Below are 18,514 nucleotides of genomic sequence, written 5' to 3' on the forward strand. Positions count from 1 at the left end.
GGCACATTCAACCCGGGTCATCTGATGCCGGCGACCGTGAACGATCCGTCGTCGAGCAACACCGGAGCGATCCTTACCCCGGTTATCCGTTCGACCAACGCGAACACACCCCTCGATGTGTTGGTACTCGCGGCAGCCGCACGCAGCCTCGTCAGTTCGATCCCGCCGCTCTCGCGGACAAGCGCAACCCGCGATTCGGGGGCCGTACCCACATCCGACCACGTGACCACGACGCTGAGCGTCAGCAGTCAAAAGTTTGCGGGCAGTAAGCCATTCGCACCACAACTCGTCGTTCCCGAAGCTTCAGCTCTATGAATTCGTCCACCCTTGATGCTGCGGTGGTGCGATCAGCGTATCGGTGATCCAGACATCGCCGCTGTTCCGCTGGATCATCAGCGACGCCGCCGTTGCCTGATTCGGTCACGGCGGCATCAGGGCTGGAATGGGATGTGTGCCTCCCCTCTCGCTGTGGAAGCGCCTGTATCTGCTCTGCACACGCCCCGACGGCCTCGTCGCCGAGTACGACGAACTCGGTGCACTCGTCCGTGCGGGGGTTCTTGCCGAGCTCTACCTGACCGGCGAGGTAGCGGATCGCAAGGGCCACGCGGTCATCGAGTCCACCCCGGTGCTTCCGGGCGCGCTGGAGCAACATCTGATCGCGCAGATCTCCGCCTCACACCCGCGCACCTGGGAACACTGGATCGGCACCGACCCGCGGCCCACCGAGCGGCTGGCCCGGGACCAACTCGTGAGTGAGACAATCGTGGCCACGGAGCAGCGCCGGTCCCTCGGCATGGTCCCCTATACGAGGTACCGGGCGTCCGACCTGGAGTTGAGGGCACGGCTGCGGGCGGCGGTCGAGGACACATTGCGCGCGGCCAAAGCCGACGAGCCCGACCACGACGCCATCACACGCGCCGCGCAGGGCGCCCTCTCGATGCTGCCGGACAATGCCAAGTCCCTCCCCCGCACACAACAGCATGAACTGCTGGCCGAACTCCGCGAGCGGGCCGAGTCCAGCCTTCGCGCCTCCCATCCGCGCGGTCAGGGACGCGCGGTCACCGACACGGACGCCGTATACGCCGCCCTGTCAGTGCGAATCCCATATCGCTGCAAACACTTCCAAGTTGAAGGCGACTACCACGACCAAATCCTGTCCTTCTCGAAACGAATCGGTCCGATCGCCCCGGCGTTGTCGTCGGCATTGCGCACCATGAAGTGGACGCGCGCCGCCAGTTTCACTTAGACCGACCCGGCCGAGCGGGACATCCGACCCGGGTCCGATCGGCTCGGGATCCTCCGAGACCGTCGAGTCACGGAGCGGAGCCGAGGCGGCATCACACCCGAACCCGTTGATGCAGCGGTCCTCCCGCTGTGACCGGCCCCAGGCCGCGTCGAGCTCGCGGAGACCATCACAAGTTTTCGTTCAGAATCCGACAAGCGACATCCCAGATCCTTTTCATACCAGCCAATGGCAACTCAATGAAAAGGACCCGCCATGTTCCCCAAACCGTCAAGTCCGTCAAGTCCGCCGCTCGCGTCGCCACCGTCACCGCCGTGCTCGGCGTCGCCGCCGTGGGTGGGGTCGGGGTCGCCAACGCCACCAGCTATGCGCCGGAGGAGGTGTACCTCACCGCCCTCGACGAAGAAGGCATCCCCTACGACTCGGCCTACTACGCGGTGGCGCTGGGCTACGCGGTCTGCGGGGACTTCGAGAGCGGCTACGACTTCTACGACATCGGACTGGATTTCCTGAGCGAGTCCTCCTACTCGCCGTACGAGGCGGGCTTCATCATCGCCGACGCCGTGACGGTGTACTGCCCGCAATACACCTACGCGCTCCCAGCTTGATTCACCCGCCACACGCCCCGCCGAGTCGGTTGCCGTACCCGAGACGAACCGGTCGGTGGGGTGTGCCCGTCGGTGCCGCTCCGCGACCGGCCGGAGCGTCAAGGCCCGGTGGTGATGCCGCGAGGCGGAACACCGGTCGGGTAGCACGACGACGCACGCGTCGGGGGTTGGAGGCGCTGCGCTATTCGAGCACGATCTGGAATTCGAGCTCGGTGTCGCCGATCCGAATGATGTCACCATCGACGAGCCAGACGCTGTCGACGACGCGGTTTCCGCCCACGTACACACCGTTCGAGGAACGCAGGTCCCGCAACACGAAGTTCATCCCGGTGTCCACGATGATCGTGTGGTGGCGACTGACCTTGCCCTGTGCGAGCACGATGTCGTTGTCGGGCATCCGGCCGATCCTGACCCCCGCCGATCCGATCCGAAAGACATGGCCCTGACGATCACGCAGCTGCGCGGCCAGGGCGCGTTCCAGCGTCTCGAGGACGGTGACCGTATGAGCGGCGGTCGCCAGCGCGGTCTCGGTCACCGCCAATGATTCCTGCCGCAGGATGCGGCCCTCCAGTTCCAACAGATCACGGCCCGGATCGATGCCGAGTTCCTCGGCCAGGTTCGAGCGCAGCCGGCGACACGCCTCGAGGGCGTCGGACTGTCGGCCACACACATACAGCGCGGTGATCAGCTGACCCCACAACGGCTCGCGATGCGGGTACACGGACGCGAGGGACACCAACTCGGGGATCACCGCCTCGGCTCGTCCGCACACGATCTCGGCTTCCGCGCGGGCGGCGAGGGCCGACACCTTCTCCTCCTCGATCGCGGCGGCAAACGTCTCGGCGAACTCCAGATCCCGGAGATCGTCGAGTGCCGGGCCCTTCCACTCGGCGAGCGCGGCGGCCAGGTGCCCGCTCGCGTCCTCGAATCGCCGGGCGGCGGCGGCCTGGGTCCCGGCCCTCTTCTCGGCGAGGAATCGTCCCAGATCACAACCCTGGTCCGGCACGATGAGCCGGTACCCCGGCGGCGCGCTGGCCAGCACGGCCCGGGCATCGACCCCGGCATGGCGCAGAATTCGACGCAGATTCGAGATGAACACCTGCAGGCTCGCCCGGGCCTCGGGCGGCGGCCGATGATTCCACACCCGGTCGGCGAGGGCCTCGGCGGACACCGGGTGGTTGCGGTTGATGATCAGGGCCGCGAGCACGGCACGCTGCTTGGGGCCACCCAGCGGTGGGGCGATCCCGTCGATCGTCATCTGCACCGGGCCGAGTACGTCGAAGTGCAGTCCCGTCCCGGGCTGTGTGCCGTCCACTACATCGATGACCCTACCCCGGTGGCCCCCTCCGGTGCGGCCCCGTCGTCGGGGACCGTCGCGGCGCTGACACAAAGCCTGTCCGCCGTGACCCGCGGACAACGGTTGGCTGATGCCCGGACGTGGCGGAGGTGGTCGGTGTTGACTGAGGACGGCGAGGCATCCGGGTGAGGTGGTGACGGCATGGGTGAGCACGGCATCTTGAGGCCGAGTGAGGTGTTCGCCGGGTACACCATCGAACGCGTGGTCGGCGTCGGGGGGATGGGCACCGTGTACGCGGCGGCGCATCCGCGGTTGCCGCGGCGGATCGCCCTGGGGTGCCGGGTGCTCGCCGCTGTCGGCGCAGGCCGCGATCCCGAGCTGTGGACCCGCAACCGGAACGTCGTAACAGCCGCCTACCCGGAGGTGGGCGAAGTCCACGGTCGGCGTTCCGCGGGTCCTCAGGATATTCACAGGTTTCATGCATTGCTGCGGCCACCGTGGGGGGTGGACGATCGGGCTGTGCATCGACGACGCTGGCCGGCGAACCCTCCGCCCCCGTGCGGGGGTGTCCGGGTGCACGGTCGCCGTGTGCTGGCCGCAGACCCACACCTGACGTTGGAGCTGGGGCGGATCGTCGGGTTCGGCAGCGGGCTCGCGGTGTACCTGACGCTGACCGTCACCGGCATCCCGGCCGAGCGGGCCCGCCACGAGACCCGCACGCTGACCGACCCGGCGGATCGGTCGGCGCGGTGGTCCTACCTCGGGGTGTGCGCGGGTGCGGACCGGATCGCCGTCGCGGACCCGTACCTCGCCCACCCGGATCTGCAGGCGTGCACGGCCGGACTGTGCACGTACCGCACCGAGCCGCAGTACTGGATCGACACCCCGGCGCCGGTACGGTCGGTGACCCTCACCGCCGGGTGGCCGCAGATCGGTCTGGCACCGACGGTCGCGACGCTCACGCTGGCGCGTCGCGATCATGTGTCGACGAATCGGCGGTAGTCATTTCGCCGACCTGTCGGATGAGGAAGGTGTACAGATGGGATTCGACTCGGCCGACCCGGACCTGTGGCGGTCGGTGTTCGAGCGTGCCACGGACCTGGTGATGGTGTCGGATTTCGTCTCCGGCCGCATCATGTTTCTCAACTCGGCGGGAATCCGACTGGTGGGCCTGCACGACGATGCGGACGCCCGCGCCCGGACCACCGCCGAGTTCCTCACCGACGCCGGGCTGGCCCAGACCCCCGAGGTGGAGGCGGCCCTGACCTGCGACGGGCATTGGGAGGGAATCAGCGAGCTGCGACACTTCGGCACCGGGGCACCAATCCCGGTGTCCATCTCCACCTTTACCGTGCGCGACGGGGAGGCCGGCCCGGCGGTGATCGCCATCATCGCGCGCGACCGCCGCCACCGCCGCACCCACGATCGCCGATTCCGGAAGGCCCTCGATGAGGCCGCGCACCGGGCCCGTGAACAACACGCCCTGGCCGAGCTCGGCCAACTCGCCGTCGACGCCGACCTCGACACCCTGCTGCCCGCCGCCACCGGTGCGGCCGCCTCCCTGATCGGGGTGCAGTGCGCCTCCATCTCCCGGATCACCGACACCGACGCGCTCGAGGTCCTCGCCTACCGCGGACATCCCCCGCAACCGCGGTCCTTCGCCACCGGGTCGGCATCCCAGCCTGGGTACGCCCTGGCCACCGGCGAGGTGGTGGTCTGCCCGAACCGGCAGCAGGAAACCCGGTTCGCCACCACCACGATGGCCGGGCGCGGGCTGCGCAGCGGCATCAGCGTGCCGATCGGCGACGGAACCCGCTGGGGGGTGCTTACCGTGCACAGCGCCCACCCCCGTGACTACACCGACCGCGACGTCGCGTTCCTGCGGGCGGTCGCGGCCGTGCTGTCCGCTGCGATCGGCCGGATCGACACCGAAACCCGGGTGCGGCAGCAGAGCAGCCGCGACCCGCTCACCGGGCTGCCGAACCGCACCGCCGCGTACCGGCGGATCACCGCCGCCCTCCACACCGCCCACCAGGACCACACCCTGCTCGCTCTGCTGCTGGTCGATCTCGACGACTTCAAAGTCGTCAACGACAGCCTCGGCCACGCCCACGGCGACGCCGCCCTGATCCGGCTGGCGGAGCGGCTGGTCGGGGCGGTCCGCCCGGCCGACACCGTCGCCCGCCTCGGCGGCGACGAATTCGTCCTCGTCTGCGAGGACATCGGCACCGCGGACGCCGCGACCGCACTGGCCGACCGGATCACCACAGCCCTGCGCACCCCGGACCACTCCGCCAGAACCCCGGTGCCGCTGCGCGCCAGCATCGGCATCGCCCTCTCCGACCAAACCTGCACCGCCGACGAGCTGATCCGGCGGGCCGATCTGGCGATGTACCGGGCCAAGAGCGCCGGCGCCGGCGGTCACGCGCTCTACCACCCGGGCGACCGCGACAGCTACGACGCCGACCGGGTGCTGCGAATGTCCACCGACCTGCGCACCGCACTCGACCGCGACCAGCTGACCCTGCTCTACCAGCCGATCGTCGACCTGAGGAACGGCGCCGTCGTCGCGGTCGAGGCTTTGGTCCGGTGGGCGCACCCCACCCTCGGGAACATCAGTCGCACCGAGTTCGTCGCCGTCGCCGAACGGACCGGCCTGATCGGCCCTCTCGGCTCCTGGGGGCTGCGCACCGCCTGCCGGCAAGGTGTCGCCTGGCCGACGCACCCCGGGACCGACGTCCGCGTCCACGTCAACGTCAGCACCGTGCAACTGCGCGACCCCATCTTCGCCGACCAGGTCGCCGACATCCTTGCCGACACCGGGCTGCCCGCGCACCGCTTGGGCCTCGAGATCAGCGAGACCGCGTCGGCGTCGGTGACCGCCCGCACGGTCGGCATCCTGACCGCGCTGCACGAGCTGGGGGTCGTGCTGCTGCTCGATCACCTCGGCACCGGACACGGCCCACTCGGATATCTCATCCGCTACCCGATCTTCGACTCCCTCAAAATCGACAGGTCCTACATCACCGCCCTGCCCGGGCCACGCCCCGAGGCCGTCGTCACCGCCTTCGTCACCATCGCCCGTGCCTACGGCGCCACCGTCATCGGCAACGGAGTGGAAACCCGGATCCAACTCGACACCCTCCACGCCTGCGGCTGCGACCTCGCCCAAGGCTCCTATCTCGCCGAACCCGCCCCCGCCGACGCCATCCCCGCACAGCAGCGCGACCACCGGGCCGGCACCGACGCACCGAAACCAGCACCCCCGCCAGCCCACTGACCCTACAAAAGACGACCGGTGTCGAAAATCGATCAATATCTTCAGCCCTACCGATGCTGTCTTTCACGTAGTTCACGCGATGCTTTGGGAGTACACAGTGTCCATGCGCGGGCCGGTCGTCAGCGGCACGAGGAGATCTACGGCCAGGGGTGCCCGCATCCGCGTCCGCCTCACCCGCGCCACCGCCGCCTCGGTGGGATACACATGGCTGAGGATGTGCACCATATGACCGCCGATGATGCGGTAATTCTTGCCCGCGGCGGCGGCAGCGAGATCCGCCAGCGCACTTGGGCCCCAGGTCCGCCGCGTTGGAGGCGGCATCGATCCGCACGACGTCAGCCACGCCAGGTTCCATCCAGGATCGCCCCACGCAGATGCTCGGCGGCCTCCGCCGCATCCGGGCCCGGGCTGCCGAGCACATCGTGTAACGCGATGATCGGATCGACCCGCACCACAGGCACATCGTCTGCTAGGACGGTCGGATCGAGCGCCGTCGGTTGTGCCGCGGCGGCCGCAGTGCGCCATACGGTCCGGTCCTGCGGCAGAATGTTCTGGAAGACCACCTTCGTGATCCTCCTGCTGGTCGTCATAGTGCTGACAGGTCAGCAGCACTTGCTGCCCGTCCTGTACGAAGTGCTCGGCTCAAGCTTCGGGTTGGCGGCGTGACAACCGTCAGGTTGGCGGCGTAACAACCGTCGGGAACGGCACCCGGCCCCGCACCGGGTGTCGTTCCTCTGTGCACGAGGTCGTGCACGTCGGGCAGTTGGCTCTTCGACCTGCCTGAACAACGAAAAGTCGGTGGTCCGGGCAGGAAACATACGACCGCAGGCGATGTCGTCCGGGGTGGCGAGTTGGCGCAGCGCAGTGGTGGAGGCGGCGGTAGCGCGGGCATGGTCGTCACCACGAAGCCAGCGTGCGTTCATGTCGGTGTCAAGGGCAGCGGGTGCCACGGCGTTGACGGTGATGCCGCGTTCGCCGATGTCTACGGCGAGGGCGGGTGTGAGCACCTCGATCGCCCCCGGGCGTAGCTGATGACGTCGGGTCTGGCGGATCCGGAGGAAATGTTGACGATGCGACCGCCGTCGCGCATGCGGGGCAGGGCGTGCTGAGTCACGAAGAACGGGACTCGCTGGTTGAGCGCGCCAGTCGGTCGAAATCCTCAACAGTGACGCGCTCGAGCGCTCCGCACCGATTGATCCCGGCGTTGTTGACGAGGATGTCGAGCCCCCGGTCGAGCCCGAGACCGTTGAGTTCGGAGTCGAACTTCCGCATCAGCGTTTCGGGCCCCTCGGGTCGGGACAGGTCGGCCTGGACGGCGGGCGCGAGATGCCCGGCAGCCGTATTGCTGTCATCCATCGCAGCGGCGGCGGCCGTCCGATCGGATCCGTAGTGGACGATCCTTCGGCGCCGGAGGCGGTCACCACATGTGCGGCGGCCGCCCCGATGCCGCGGCTGCCCCCCGGTGACCAGGGCGACCCGTCGGCCGATGTGCATTCCTACTGACGGGCCGCGAGGTCGAGGGCGATGTCGGTGATGAGGTCTTCCTGGCCGCCGACCAGTCCTCGTTCGCCGACGGCGAGCAGGATCTGCCGGGTGTCGAGCCCGTACTGTTTTGCGGCCGTTTCGGCGTGCCGCAGGAAGCTCGAGTACACCCCGGCATAACCGAGGGTGAGGGTTTCCCGGTCGACCTGCACCGGACGGTCCTGCAGGGGTCGGACGACGTCGTCGGCGGCGTCCTGGAGGGCGAACAGGTCGCAATTGTGCTTCCACCCGTGCAGGTCGGCGACGGCGACGAACGGTTCGATCGGGCAGTTGCCGGCACCGGCGCCGTGCCCGGCGAGGGAGGCGTCGACCCGGGTGACGCCCTCTTCGACCGCGACAACGGAGTTGGCGACGGACAGCGACAGGTTCTGGTGGGCGTGGATACCGATCTGGGTCTCGGCATCGAGGATGTCGCGGTAGGCGCGGACACGTTGGCGGACACCGTCCATGGTGAGCCGGCCGCCGGAGTCGGTGACGTACACGCAGTGCGCGCCGTAGGACTCCATCAGTTTGGCCTGCTCCGCCAATTGCTGCGGTTCGGCGAGATGGGACATCATCAGGAAGCCGGAGACGTCCATGCCGAGTTCGCGGGCGGTGCTGATGTGCTGGGCGGAGACGTCGGCCTCGGTGCAGTGGGTGGCCACCCGCACCGACTGCACGCCCAGGGCGCGGGCGCGTTTGAGTTCGGCGACGGTCCCGATGCCGGGGAGCAGCAGGGTGGTGAGCTTGGCGCAGTGCACCACCGCGGCGGCGGCCTCGATCCATTCCCAGTCGGTGTTGCTGCCCGGCCCGTAGGTCAGGGAGTGCCCGGCGAGGCCGTCGCCGTGGGAGACCTCGATGGCGTCGACGCCGGCGCTGTCGAGGGCGCCGGCGATGACGGCGACGTTTTCGGGGGTGATGTGGTGGCGGGTGGCGTGCATGCCGTCGCGGAGGGTGACGTCCTGGATGTAGAGGGTGACGTCGTCGTCGTCGGCGGTCGGGGTGGTGGTGCTCATCGTGCGATCTCCAATGCTGTGCGCTCGGCCAGCTTTTCGGCGACCTGGAGCGCTGCGGATGTCATGATGTCGAGGTTTCCGGCGTAGGCGGGCAGGTAGTGGGCGGCGCCTTCGACCTCGAGGAACACCGATACCTTCCACACCGGTGAGCCGATGTCGGCGCCGCCGGTGAGGGTGGCGACCGTGTCGGCGCCGCCGAGTTCGGTGAACTGCACGTCCTGCTTGAGTCGGTAGCCGGGTACGTAGGCGGCCACCGTGGCGACCATGTCGGTGATCGACTGGCGGATTGCGTCTTGGTCGGGGTTGCTGACCAGGGCGAGGACGGTGTCGCGCATGATCAGCGGCGGGTCGGCGGGGTTGAGGACGATGATCGCCTTGCCGTGCGCGGCGCCGCCGACCTCCTCAATGGCCTTCGCGGTGGTTTCGGTGAACTCGTCGATGTTCGCGCGGGTCCCGGGGCCGGCGGACTTCGACGCGATCGAGGCGACGATCTCTGCGTAGTGCACGTCGGTGACCTTGGAGATCGCGGCCACGATCGGGATGGTGGCCTGGCCGCCGCAGGTCACCATGTTCACGTCGGGGGCACCCAGGTGCTGGTCGAGGTTGACCGCGGGCACCACGTAGGGGCCGATCGCGGCGGGGGTGAGATCGATCAGGTGCTTGCCGTAGGGGCGCAATGCTTCTGCGTTGGTCAGGTGCGCCTTGGCGGAGGTGGAGTCGAAGATGATTTCGATGTCGTCGAACTCGGGGTGCTCGATCAGCCCCTGCACCCCGGTGTCGACGGTGCTGATGCCCAGGCGGCGGGCACGTGCGAGTCCGTCGGAGGCCGGGTCGATGCCGACGAGGACGGCGATCTCGACGTTCTTCGCGACCTGCTCGAGCTTGATGACCAGGTCGGTTCCGATGTTTCCGGATCCGATGACCGCTACTTTGGTGGTGCTCATGGGTTTCTGCTTCCTTCTTCAGTCTGTGAACGAGACCCGGACGTCGCCGATCCCGGTGATGGAGGCGGCGTAGGTGGCGCCGGCGACGACGGGGACCATCGGGCCCAGCGCCCCGGAGAGCACGACCTCACCGGCGCGCAGTGGGGAGCCGTAGGACAGGCTGGTGTTCGCCAACCACACCAGCGCGTTCCAGGGGCTGCCCAGGCAGTCCGCCCCCACCCCACTGGAGACTTCGGTGCCGTTCTCGGTCATCGTCATCGAGATGGCGGACAGGTCCGGTGCCTGCGTGCGGGGAATCGACGCGCCGAGGACGTACAGGCCGGAGGAGGCGTTGTCGGCGATGGTGTCCGCGAGGCTGATGTCCCAGTCGGCGATGCGGGAGTCGACGATCTCGAACGACGCCACCACCTGCGCGACGTACTCGGGGGCGTCCTCGCTGGTGATCGGGTCGGTGATGTCGCGCGAGAGAATGAAGGCGATCTCGGCCTCGATGCGGGGTTGCAGCATCCGCGACCGTCTGACCTGTAGCTCGGAGCTGACGTCCATGTGGTCGAACAGCACCCCGAAGTCGGGTTGGTCGACACCGAGTTGGGCCTGCACCGCGGGTGAGGTCAGGCCGATCTTGCGGCCGACGATCCGGTGACCGGCGGCGACCGCCGCATCGACGTTGCGGGTTTGGACGCGGTAGGCGGTGTCGATGTCGGTCCGCCCGATCAGATCCCGTACCGGGGTGCACGGGGCGCCAGCACGTTCGGCGTCGGCCAGGCGTGCGGCGGCATCCTCGATCAGGTGATTGTCTACTGGGCGGACGGAGGTCATCCGGGGTCCCTTTCGTTGGTCGGCGTGATGGGAGCGGCGGGGTCTATTCGTCGACGGCGACGGCGGTGCTGATGCCGAATCCGGCGATCCATTCCGGGATTTCGCGGTAGAAGGTCGAGGTGACGCGGTACTTCCCGGCGGCGCTCATCGCCGCGTACGCGGCGATCCAGGTGCGTACTTCGTGGGAGGAGTGCCCGGCCTGTTCGACGAACCATTCGTTGGTCCAGGAGTCGATCTGCTCGATCTCGCCGGAGGTGAGAACGTCGAGCAGGTTGCGATCCCATTCCGGGTTGAGGGGCGCAATGGTGGCCACCCCGGCAGCGAAGTCGCGACCGGCGTCGATGACCCGCTGTTCGCGGGCGTTGCGCTCGGCCTCGGTGGGGTTGCGACCGTCGATGAGCTTCTCTTTCACCTCCGTGGGGGCGGTGGCGAACTGCGGGACCGGCGGATCGTGGGACAGCCCACCGGATCCGACGAACAACACCCGCTTGTCGAGGTTTGCCGCGGCCCGCCCGACGGCCTCGCCTAGCAGTCGGACGCGGCTGACCGGGCCGAGTGGTTCGGCGACGGAGTTGATGAAGATCGGCACGGTCGGGACCGCGGTGATCGAGCCGACCAGCAGTTGCAGGGCTTGGGCGAAGCCGTGGTCGACGTGCATGCGTTCGGAGAACGCGACGTCGACTCCGCTGGCGAGGACTTCCCGGGCGACCGTGTAGGCAGCGTCGCGGTCGACGTTCAGTGGTCCGGATTCGGTGCCGTAATCGCCGACCGACTGGGCCGCGGCACCGATGCAGAACGGGGGCATCAGATCGTAGTAGACCCCGTTGTAGTGATCCGGGGCGAAGATCACGATCAGGTCGGGGGCGAAGTCGGCGATGAACGTGCGCGCATTCTCGAACGCGGCATCGACGTCGTCGATCACGGTTTGGGCCGGGTCGTTTCGTCCCATGAGGGGGGAATGCGACATCGTGCACAGCGCTACGGGCATCGTCTGTTTCCTTCTGGTTCTCGCGCGGTTCGTCGACCGGGAGTGCGAGGGATCGGGGTGGCTATGTGGGGGCGCCGATTCGTGGGTGCCTGCTCGCGGTGGCAGGCACCCACGGGGCGATCAGGCGCGGTCGAGTAGGAAATCCAGGTGCAGCTGGTTGAACGTGTCCGCGTCCTCGTACTGGGGCCAGTGCCCGCAGTTCTCCATGATCGCGAGCTTCGCGCCGGGAATGTGGGAGGCGATCCGCTTGGCTTCGTCGACGGGACCGGAGGGGTCCTTGGTGGTCCACAGCATCAGCGCGGGCGCGGTGATGCCCTCGAGGGTGGCGTCGGTGATCATGTTGCGTTTGCGGGTTTCCGGGTCCTGCAGGGCCATGTTCGCCTCGCAGGCCTTGAGCCAGTCCGGCTGTTGGAAGATCGCCTGCCGGGTGCGGATCAGGTCGTCGGTGACCATCGCCGGGTCGGCCATCAGCCATTCGAGCCGGGCCTGGACGCGTTCCCAGCTCGGGTCCTTCGCTGCCTCCATGGACAGGGTGTAGAGGCGTTCCATCACCTTCGGGTTGGCCATGGTGCCGCCCATGGTGTTGAGCACGATCCGCTCGACCTTCTCCGGGTGATCGTGCGCGAACTGGGCGGTGACCCAGCCGCCGAGCGATTCGCCGGAGAACGAGGCCTTCTCCACGCCGATCGCGTCCATGAACTGCAGGACGTGGTCGATGTAGTGCTTGATCTCGAGCGGGTGGTCGGGCTTGCTGCTGTAGCCGTGGCCGATGAAGTCGATCGCCCACACGTTGAAGTGCTCGGCGTGGGCGGCCAGGTTGCGGACGTATGCTTCGGCGTGGCCGGTGATGCCGTGCAGCAGGATCAGTGCCGGCTTGGAGGTGTCGCCGGCGTGTAGGTACCGGGTCCGGTAGGGGCCCGCTTGGATGAAGCCCTGGCTGAATTCGACCTGGTTCAGGTCGTTCCAGACGCTGGTGTACGGGCGGGTCATCGGTTTACTCCCTCGGTTGTGGTGCTGGTGGCGGAGGCGGGTGCTGCGTCCGCGGGGGTGGTGTGCGGGACGGTGATCGGCACGGCCTGGGTGTTGTACTGGGGCTCCTGCGTGGCGTCCGGGGCCGGTGCGCTGCTGCCGGACGGGCGGTCGAGAACTGCGGTGAGCGCGTCCTCGAGGCTGGTCAGTGCTTCGCTGTCGTCCCAGACCGGGGCGCTGTGCCGCCACGCGATGTACCCGTCGGGGCGGACGAGGAGGGCACCGGCCTCGTCGATGTCGCGGATCTGCCGCCAGTAACCGTAGGGGTCGATGGTGCCGGGTTCACCGACGACCACGGTCCGCAGGAACGGCACGTCGAGTTTGGCGGCGGCACGCTTCCACGCCTGGCCGCCGATTCCGGTGAGCAGGGTCATCATTCCCTTCCCGGTGACATCGAGAGTGGAGATGCGGGTGCCATCGGCGCCGACCAGCCACGCGTGCGGCAGCTTCGCGCCGGGCCGGGTGGTGGCCTGCAGGTACAACTGCCGGTCTCGTGCCCACACCTCGTCTCCCGCCTCGGGATCGGGGACGACCGCGGAGGAGGCGTAGCGCTGGTTGAGTTCGACGCCGTGGGCGTTGAATTCGGTGTTCTTCACCTCGAGCGCCTCGTAAAGCTGCTCGCGCAGGGCGACCCCCTCGGGTGTGGGTTCCTTCAGCTTCTCCAGACCGGCGGCGACCGGATCGTCGCTGCCTGAGTCGAACCACTCGCGCAGCCCGGCGTAGTCCTTGCGGGACTGGTTGGCGCGAGCGACGATCTGCTTGCCGACCGGGACCCGCTCGGGCGAATAGGACTCGAGCAGGCCCTGCCCGGCGTAGCCCTTGACGACGAACGCGACCTTCCACGCCAGGTTGAACGCGTCCTGGATGGAGGTATTCGATCCCAGCCCGCTGCTCGGTGGGTGCCGGTGCACGGCGTCGCCGCCGCACAGCACCCGGCCGGACTGATAGTGCTCGGCGTACTGCTGGTTGACATACCAGAAAGACCGGGACACGATCTCGACGTCCAGATGTGGGTCGCCGACGAGGGTCCGGATCTGTTCGAGGACAACGTCGTCGGAGACGTCGGGCTGGCCCTTGGCCATGTCGAATCCCCAGCCGGCGATCCACTGGTTCCACGGCTTGATCGCCCGCAGCAGGCCCATGCCGATCTCACCGAACCCGGCCTTCGAGTTGACGATCCAGTGCAGGATGGACGGCCGGTGAGCGACGTACTTGCTCAGGTCCGCGTTGAAGAGCACGTAGGCGGTGCCGGCGCGGGCCAGTTTGCCTTGGAAGGGAAGGTCGATCTCCTCGGCGATCTTCGAGCGTGCACCGTCGAAACCGAGCAGGAAGCGGGCTCGCTGGGTGAATTCGGTGCCCGAGCGGACGTCGCGGAACCGGACGGTCACCCCGTCCGCGTCCTGGGTGTGGTCGAGGTATTCGGTGTGGAAGCTGATGATCGCGCCGCGTTCGGCGGCGTTCTTGATCAGCACCGGCTCCATCAGCGGTTGGGGGATGTCGAGCATCGTGCACGGGCTGCCGGACAGGTAGTCCCCGTAGCGGGTGTCGCCCGTTCCCCAGGTCTGCATCCGGACGATTTCTTCGCCGGCCAGGCTCGTGGTGAACAGCGTGTCACCCATCTGGTCCCACGGTGTGGCGTATTTGCGTGCCTCGTCTTCGACGCCCAGGTCGCGGAGCACCTCGACGGCGCGCTGGTTGGTGATGTGCGCGCGCGGCGAGTTCGCCACCCAGGGGAACATCGAGACGGCGTGGACGCGCAGGCCGTAGGTTGCCAGGGCGAGCGCCGCCGTGCCACCGGCGGGCCCGAGTCCGACGATCACGACGTCGGTGTCGTAGGAGGTTCGGTCGTGGTCACTCATGTCTGTCATCACTTCACTTGTCGAGGACACGCAGGTCCGTGGCCGTGTCCGGGGTTGAGAATGTGGTCACCGCGGGGGTGGGCCGGGCGGAGCCGGCTTCGTCTCGAACGAGTTGGCTCGCTGCGCCTTTGCGGCCCCAGCCGCCGGGCAGCAGGATCACCGAGACCACCGAGATCGCCGAGACCACCAGCAGGTAGGCGACGATCGAGGTGCTGGACTCGGTGGAGGCATACAGGGCGGTGGCGATCGTCGGCGCGAACGCCGAGCCCACGACCTGGGAGAGGGTGTAGCCGATCGAGACGCCGCTGTAGCGCACGTCCGCGTCGAAGACCATGGTGAACAGGGATCCGGTGACTCCGGCGGCGGGTGCCATCGCGATCCCGAAGACCAGTACCTGTGCGGCCATGAACAGCCAGGGGTTGCCGGTGTTGATCAGCGCGAACGCCGGGGCGATCACCACCCCCATGGCCACGGCACCGAGCAGATACATCGTCTTGCGGCCGAAGGTGTCGGAGAGGGCCCCGAAGACCGGGTAGAGGATGACGGCGACGATGCCGGCGACGAACACCCCGGCGAGGGCGAAGGTGCGGCTGATCCCCGCGACGGTGGTGCCGTAGGAGACGAGGTAGGCCATGCAGATGTAGGCGAACACGCCCTGGGACAGGTAGGTCCCCGCGATGAGCAGGATTTCCTTCCAGTGCTTGCGGAATGCTTCGGCGATCGGCATCCGCACCACCGCGCTCTGCGCCTTCACCTCGGCGAAGTCGGGGCTCTCGGTCAAAGACAGGCGGATGAACAGCCCGATCACGATCAGTACCGCACTGAACAGGAACGGCAGTCGCCAGCCCCAGCTGAGGAACTGCTCGTCGGGCAGTTGGGAGACCGCGAAGAATGCCAGGGTCGCGACGCTGGTCCCGGCCGGGGCGCCCATCTGGGAGAAGGATCCGAAGAAGCCCTTCTTCGCGGTCGGGGCGTGCTCGACGGCCATCAGTGTGGCCCCACCCCACTCGCCGCCGACCGCGAAGCCCTGCACCAGGCGCAGCAGGGTCAGCAGGATCGGGGCGGCGATCCCGATCTGGGCGTAACCGGGCAGCAGTCCCATCAGGACGGTGGCCGAGCCCATTCCGACCAGGGAGATCACCAGCATCTTCTTGCGGCCGACCCGGTCACCGAAGTGGCCGAAGACGATGCCGCCGAGCGGGCGGGCGAGGAACCCGACCCCGAAGGTCGCGAAGGACAGCAGGATTCCGATTGCCGGGGACACATCGGGGAAGAACAGCGTGGGGAAGACCAGGGCGGCGGCGGTGCCGTAGATGAAGAAGTCGTAGTACTCGACCGTGGTGCCGATGAAGCTGGCCATCGCCACCCGGAGCGGTGAGGTGGCTGCGGGCTTCGTCGAGGACGCGGAGGTGTTGCTCACGGTCGGGCTTCTCCGATCCGCGGGCCGAAACATGTCGGCGCCGCGTGGACCAACCTGCGCGAAGCGGTCGTCATGGCCGCTCCTTTCTCTGAGGGAAGTGAGAGAAACATTCACAACTGGAATGCTAGACGTCTAGCAGTGAAGTTACGCCGCCATGGAAGGTGACGCAAGTCTCTCCGGTGTTGAGATGCGACCGGCGGTACTCGCCGGCACAAGGCGCCGGTCATCGCCAAAGGGTGTTTCCCCCGGCAGTGGGCATAGAAAAGGCCCGCCCCGTGCAACGTGTGGTTGCGGGGGGCGGGCCGCCGGTGGGGGCGTCTCAGCCGACCGAGTCGTCGGCTTCGTTGCGGATGACCGAAATGGTTCCCACGATGTGCCGTTCCATGGCCTCGCGGGCCGTCGCCTCGTCCTGTTGCCGAATCGCCTCGATGATCGCGTGGTGATCGTCCTGGCGTTCGGGGAGGGCGCTCGACAGCGGGTTGGTGATCCCGGTGGTGTTGATCAGGAAGTCGGACATGTCCCACATCCGCTGGCTGGTCTCGGCCATGATCCGCGAATGCGCCATTGTGTGGATGGCGGCGTGGAATTCGCGATTGTGGATGCGGTATCCGTGCGCGCGCACCTCGGGGTCGTGGGAGGTGAGCAGCGCATCGATCCGGGACGAGATCAGGCCCAGCTCGGTGAGCTGGGCGTCGGTCCGGCGGGCGGCGGCGACCGCCGCGATCGTGCCCTCGAAGCCTCCGAACAGGGTGAAGAAGTCCTCGACCTCACGCTGGGTGTAGGAGACGACCTCGCACCCGCTCTGCGGGAAGATGTAGACGAGCTTGTCGCTGGAGAGTCGGCGCAGGGCGTCCATGACGGGCTGCTTGCTGACCCCGAACTCCTGGCGGATGGACTCGACGACGATCTTCTCCCCGGCCGCGTAGCGTCCCTCGAGCAGTCTGGTCTTGAGGATGTCGTACATGGCGGCGGAGAGCCGTGCGCCCGAGGTCCGGACATTCGCGAGAAGGGCGGCAGCCTCCGGATCGGTGCTGGTGGTGCTCATATGTACACGCTTTCGTCGGGCGCGCTGATCATGGTGTCCCCCTCGCCTGCGGCGCTCACCGCAGCAACTTGCATTCTAGTACTTGTGGTCCGCGTCACTGTCAGCTACGGTCATCTGGAACGCTAGAATTCTAGTTTCGAGGTGTACGGCTTGTTTTACCAGCACAACGGGTCGGCGGCAACCCTTCCGTAGCGGGATCGCGCCGCTCAATGCCGTTCCCTTTCAACGGAATTGCTCACCATTCGGCGCTTGCGCGACCTGACCCGGGACCCGAACACGCAGTCCCGGATTGCTCATCCCGCGAGCCGATCGCCCTCGTTCATGGAGTCAAACCACACCAGCGGGTCAATGCAAGGAGAAGAAGATGGAATTCTGTATCGGCACCTGCGCCAAGATCGACCAGGTCGCGATGGTGAAGCAGGCCGAGGACCTCGGGTTCTCGCACTTCGGTGTCGGCGAAGGGCCCTTGCTGTTTTCCGACCCGTACCAGTACCTGGCGCTCGCCGCGACCCAGACCAGCTCGATCAATCTGGGCACCATGGTCACCAATCCGCTGACCCGGATCGCCCCGGTCACCGCGAACTCCATGGCCACCCTCAACGCCCTGGCACCGGGGCGCACCTTCCTCGGCATCGGCACCGCCAACAACGCGCTGCGCTCGATGGGTAACCGCACCGCGAAGATCTCCGAACTCACGCACGCCATCGAGGTCTCGCGGGAGCTGATGGCCGGACGCCGGGTCACCCACAACTGGCTCGGACAGTCCCGGGAAGTGGAGTTCCTCGACAAGGACAGCGGTTTCTACAACGTCACCGACCACATTCCGATGTGGGTGGCCGCCGGCGGACCGCGCGGGCTCGCCGAGGCGGCCAAGTACGCCGACGCCGTCGTCTACTGCCTCGGACCGAACGTCGAGATGATCAAGCTGATCCGCAGTCGCCTCGACAAGGCGGTCGCCGACGCCGGCCGAGCTCCCGGTTCGGTCAAACTCGTCTCCCTGTCCTGGTTCTACCAACTCGGCAGCGGTGAGACCTGGGAAGACGGTGTCACCAACGGTTTCGGTTCCGGACCGATCAGCTCGTGCATCACCAACGCCGGCCTGATGGACCAGCACCGCGACCAGCTGGGCGATTCCATCGTCGATGCCTCCATCACCGCCGCGCAGCGGTATTTGGGCGACCCGAAGGCCCCGGACCAGCCGCACTACCTCGACGTCTGGGCGAAGTACCTGCGCGGACTCGATCCCGCACACCGGCCGATCATCACCAAGGAACTCGTCGACTACTGGTGCCTCTACGGATCACCCGCCGAGCTGCGGGACAAGGCCGCCCTGATGCGCGAGGCAGGTGTCGACATCCTCCAGGTCTTCCTGTCCAACCCCTTCACCGCAGCCCGAGACATCGACAACATCGGGCACTCGATCCTCGCTCACGCCTAAACCCGCA

The 18,514-nt window shown here is 67.5% G+C and carries 19 protein-coding genes; 5 read left to right on the plus strand and 14 right to left on the minus strand.

The window, feature by feature from the left end:
• Positions 1 to 17: 17 nt before the first annotated feature.
• Positions 18 to 230, minus strand: coding sequence for a DUF6461 domain-containing protein (locus tag RHA1_RS53480; RefSeq protein ID WP_423816206.1), 213 nt, complete (start codon positions 228 to 230; stop codon positions 18 to 20).
• Between the two features lie 212 nt (positions 231 to 442).
• Between RHA1_RS53480 and RHA1_RS45565 the strand changes: the two genes are divergently transcribed.
• The gene (locus tag RHA1_RS45565; protein ID WP_011593769.1) at positions 443 to 1,246 is read left to right on the plus strand and encodes a GOLPH3/VPS74 family protein; all 804 of its coding nucleotides are present in this window, start codon (positions 443 to 445) and stop codon (positions 1,244 to 1,246) included.
• A gap of 236 nt (positions 1,247 to 1,482) precedes the next feature.
• Positions 1,483 to 1,851, plus strand: a complete 369-nt coding sequence (locus RHA1_RS02485; RefSeq protein WP_011593770.1) for a DUF732 domain-containing protein — start codon at positions 1,483 to 1,485, stop codon at positions 1,849 to 1,851.
• 181 nt (positions 1,852 to 2,032) lie between these two features.
• Here the strand turns inward: RHA1_RS02485 and RHA1_RS02490 are convergent, their stop codons facing one another.
• Complete coding sequence (locus RHA1_RS02490) at positions 2,033 to 3,166, minus strand: BTAD domain-containing putative transcriptional regulator (RefSeq protein WP_011593771.1); 1,134 nt, start codon at positions 3,164 to 3,166, stop codon at positions 2,033 to 2,035.
• Positions 3,167 to 3,349: 183 nt separating this feature from the next.
• On the opposite strand from RHA1_RS02490, the gene RHA1_RS53485 reads away from it, so the two are divergent.
• Together RHA1_RS53485 and RHA1_RS02500 are read left to right on the plus strand one after the other, a co-directional pair.
• The gene (locus RHA1_RS53485) at positions 3,350 to 4,150 is read left to right on the plus strand and encodes a DNA ligase-like domain-containing protein (protein ID WP_011593772.1); all 801 of its coding nucleotides are present in this window, start codon (positions 3,350 to 3,352) and stop codon (positions 4,148 to 4,150) included.
• Between the two features lie 37 nt (positions 4,151 to 4,187).
• Entirely contained in the window at positions 4,188 to 6,428 is a 2,241-nt protein-coding gene (locus RHA1_RS02500) for a putative bifunctional diguanylate cyclase/phosphodiesterase (RefSeq protein WP_011593773.1), read from the plus strand.
• A gap of 72 nt (positions 6,429 to 6,500) precedes the next feature.
• Here RHA1_RS02500 and RHA1_RS02505 read toward each other — a convergent pair whose 3' ends face one another.
• From RHA1_RS02505 to RHA1_RS02555, 12 genes are all read right to left on the minus strand, one after another.
• Complete coding sequence (locus RHA1_RS02505) at positions 6,501 to 6,749, minus strand: hypothetical protein (protein ID WP_041810966.1); 249 nt, start codon at positions 6,747 to 6,749, stop codon at positions 6,501 to 6,503.
• Positions 6,750 to 6,763: 14 nt separating this feature from the next.
• Positions 6,764 to 6,991: a hypothetical protein gene (locus tag RHA1_RS02510; RefSeq protein ID WP_148228366.1), complete on the minus strand. Its 228-nt coding sequence runs from the start codon at positions 6,989 to 6,991 to the stop codon at positions 6,764 to 6,766.
• Between the two features lie 39 nt (positions 6,992 to 7,030).
• Entirely contained in the window at positions 7,031 to 7,435 is a 405-nt protein-coding gene (locus RHA1_RS45575; protein WP_011593775.1) for an SDR family oxidoreductase, read from the minus strand.
• A 103-nt stretch (positions 7,436 to 7,538) separates the two neighbouring features.
• Entirely contained in the window at positions 7,539 to 7,784 is a 246-nt protein-coding gene (locus tag RHA1_RS49215) for an SDR family NAD(P)-dependent oxidoreductase (protein ID WP_029538294.1), read from the minus strand.
• A gap of 140 nt (positions 7,785 to 7,924) precedes the next feature.
• The gene (gene dmpG / locus RHA1_RS02520) at positions 7,925 to 8,965 is read right to left on the minus strand and encodes a 4-hydroxy-2-oxovalerate aldolase (RefSeq protein ID WP_011593777.1); all 1,041 of its coding nucleotides are present in this window, start codon (positions 8,963 to 8,965) and stop codon (positions 7,925 to 7,927) included.
• Positions 8,962 to 9,909: an acetaldehyde dehydrogenase (acetylating) gene (locus RHA1_RS02525; RefSeq protein WP_009473124.1), complete on the minus strand. Its 948-nt coding sequence runs from the start codon at positions 9,907 to 9,909 to the stop codon at positions 8,962 to 8,964. Before RHA1_RS02525 ends, dmpG begins: the two co-directional genes overlap by 4 nt.
• A gap of 18 nt (positions 9,910 to 9,927) precedes the next feature.
• On the minus strand, positions 9,928 to 10,728 hold the full coding sequence (locus RHA1_RS02530; protein ID WP_011593778.1) for a 2-keto-4-pentenoate hydratase: 801 nt from the start codon (positions 10,726 to 10,728) through the stop codon (positions 9,928 to 9,930).
• Between the two features lie 43 nt (positions 10,729 to 10,771).
• Positions 10,772 to 11,716, minus strand: a complete 945-nt coding sequence (locus tag RHA1_RS02535; RefSeq protein ID WP_011593779.1) for a 3-carboxyethylcatechol 2,3-dioxygenase — start codon at positions 11,714 to 11,716, stop codon at positions 10,772 to 10,774.
• Between the two features lie 120 nt (positions 11,717 to 11,836).
• Complete coding sequence (locus RHA1_RS02540) at positions 11,837 to 12,706, minus strand: alpha/beta fold hydrolase (protein WP_011593780.1); 870 nt, start codon at positions 12,704 to 12,706, stop codon at positions 11,837 to 11,839.
• Positions 12,703 to 14,613, minus strand: a complete 1,911-nt coding sequence (locus RHA1_RS02545; RefSeq protein WP_011593781.1) for an FAD-dependent monooxygenase — start codon at positions 14,611 to 14,613, stop codon at positions 12,703 to 12,705. The genes RHA1_RS02540 and RHA1_RS02545 overlap by 4 nt, the downstream gene beginning before the upstream one ends.
• A gap of 4 nt (positions 14,614 to 14,617) precedes the next feature.
• Positions 14,618 to 15,964 (minus strand): MFS transporter, encoded by a 1,347-nt coding sequence (locus tag RHA1_RS02550; protein WP_193384946.1) that lies wholly within the window; start codon positions 15,962 to 15,964, stop codon positions 14,618 to 14,620.
• A 379-nt stretch (positions 15,965 to 16,343) separates the two neighbouring features.
• Positions 16,344 to 17,069: a GntR family transcriptional regulator gene (locus RHA1_RS02555; RefSeq protein ID WP_011593783.1), complete on the minus strand. Its 726-nt coding sequence runs from the start codon at positions 17,067 to 17,069 to the stop codon at positions 16,344 to 16,346.
• A gap of 364 nt (positions 17,070 to 17,433) precedes the next feature.
• Here RHA1_RS02555 and RHA1_RS02560 point away from each other — a divergent pair, with 364 nt between their 5' ends.
• On the plus strand, positions 17,434 to 18,507 hold the full coding sequence (locus tag RHA1_RS02560) for an LLM class flavin-dependent oxidoreductase (protein ID WP_011593784.1): 1,074 nt from the start codon (positions 17,434 to 17,436) through the stop codon (positions 18,505 to 18,507).
• Positions 18,508 to 18,514 lie beyond the last annotated feature (7 nt).

Origin of the sequence: Rhodococcus jostii RHA1 (genome assembly GCF_000014565.1) — a bacterium.
GTDB lineage: Bacteria > Actinomycetota > Actinomycetes > Mycobacteriales > Mycobacteriaceae > Rhodococcus_F > Rhodococcus_F jostii_A.

Excerpts from the sequence above, each read along its gene's own strand:
- RHA1_RS02525 (WP_009473124.1), bottom strand. The coding sequence starts at position 9,909 with ATGAGCACCACCAAAGTAGCGGTCATCGGATCCGGAAACATCGGAACC.
- RHA1_RS49215 (WP_029538294.1), bottom strand. The coding sequence starts at position 7,784 with ATGGATGACAGCAATACGGCTGCCGGGCATCTCGCGCCCGCCGTCCAG.
- dmpG (WP_011593777.1), bottom strand. The coding sequence starts at position 8,965 with ATGAGCACCACCACCCCGACCGCCGACGACGACGACGTCACCCTCTAC.
- RHA1_RS02530 (WP_011593778.1), bottom strand. The coding sequence starts at position 10,728 with ATGACCTCCGTCCGCCCAGTAGACAATCACCTGATCGAGGATGCCGCC.
- RHA1_RS53485 (WP_011593772.1), top strand. The coding sequence starts at position 3,350 with ATGGGTGAGCACGGCATCTTGAGGCCGAGTGAGGTGTTCGCCGGGTAC.
- RHA1_RS02540 (WP_011593780.1), bottom strand. The coding sequence starts at position 12,706 with ATGACCCGCCCGTACACCAGCGTCTGGAACGACCTGAACCAGGTCGAA.
- RHA1_RS02555 (WP_011593783.1), bottom strand. The coding sequence starts at position 17,069 with ATGAGCACCACCAGCACCGATCCGGAGGCTGCCGCCCTTCTCGCGAAT.
- RHA1_RS02545 (WP_011593781.1), bottom strand. The coding sequence starts at position 14,613 with ATGACAGACATGAGTGACCACGACCGAACCTCCTACGACACCGACGTC.
- RHA1_RS02485 (WP_011593770.1), top strand. The coding sequence starts at position 1,483 with ATGAAAAGGACCCGCCATGTTCCCCAAACCGTCAAGTCCGTCAAGTCC.
- RHA1_RS02560 (WP_011593784.1), top strand. The coding sequence starts at position 17,434 with ATGGAATTCTGTATCGGCACCTGCGCCAAGATCGACCAGGTCGCGATG.
- RHA1_RS02535 (WP_011593779.1), bottom strand. The coding sequence starts at position 11,716 with ATGCCCGTAGCGCTGTGCACGATGTCGCATTCCCCCCTCATGGGACGA.
- RHA1_RS02505 (WP_041810966.1), bottom strand. The coding sequence starts at position 6,749 with ATGCCGCCTCCAACGCGGCGGACCTGGGGCCCAAGTGCGCTGGCGGAT.
- RHA1_RS02500 (WP_011593773.1), top strand. The coding sequence starts at position 4,188 with ATGGGATTCGACTCGGCCGACCCGGACCTGTGGCGGTCGGTGTTCGAG.
- RHA1_RS02550 (WP_193384946.1), bottom strand. The coding sequence starts at position 15,964 with ATGGCCAGCTTCATCGGCACCACGGTCGAGTACTACGACTTCTTCATC.
- RHA1_RS45565 (WP_011593769.1), top strand. The coding sequence starts at position 443 with ATGGGATGTGTGCCTCCCCTCTCGCTGTGGAAGCGCCTGTATCTGCTC.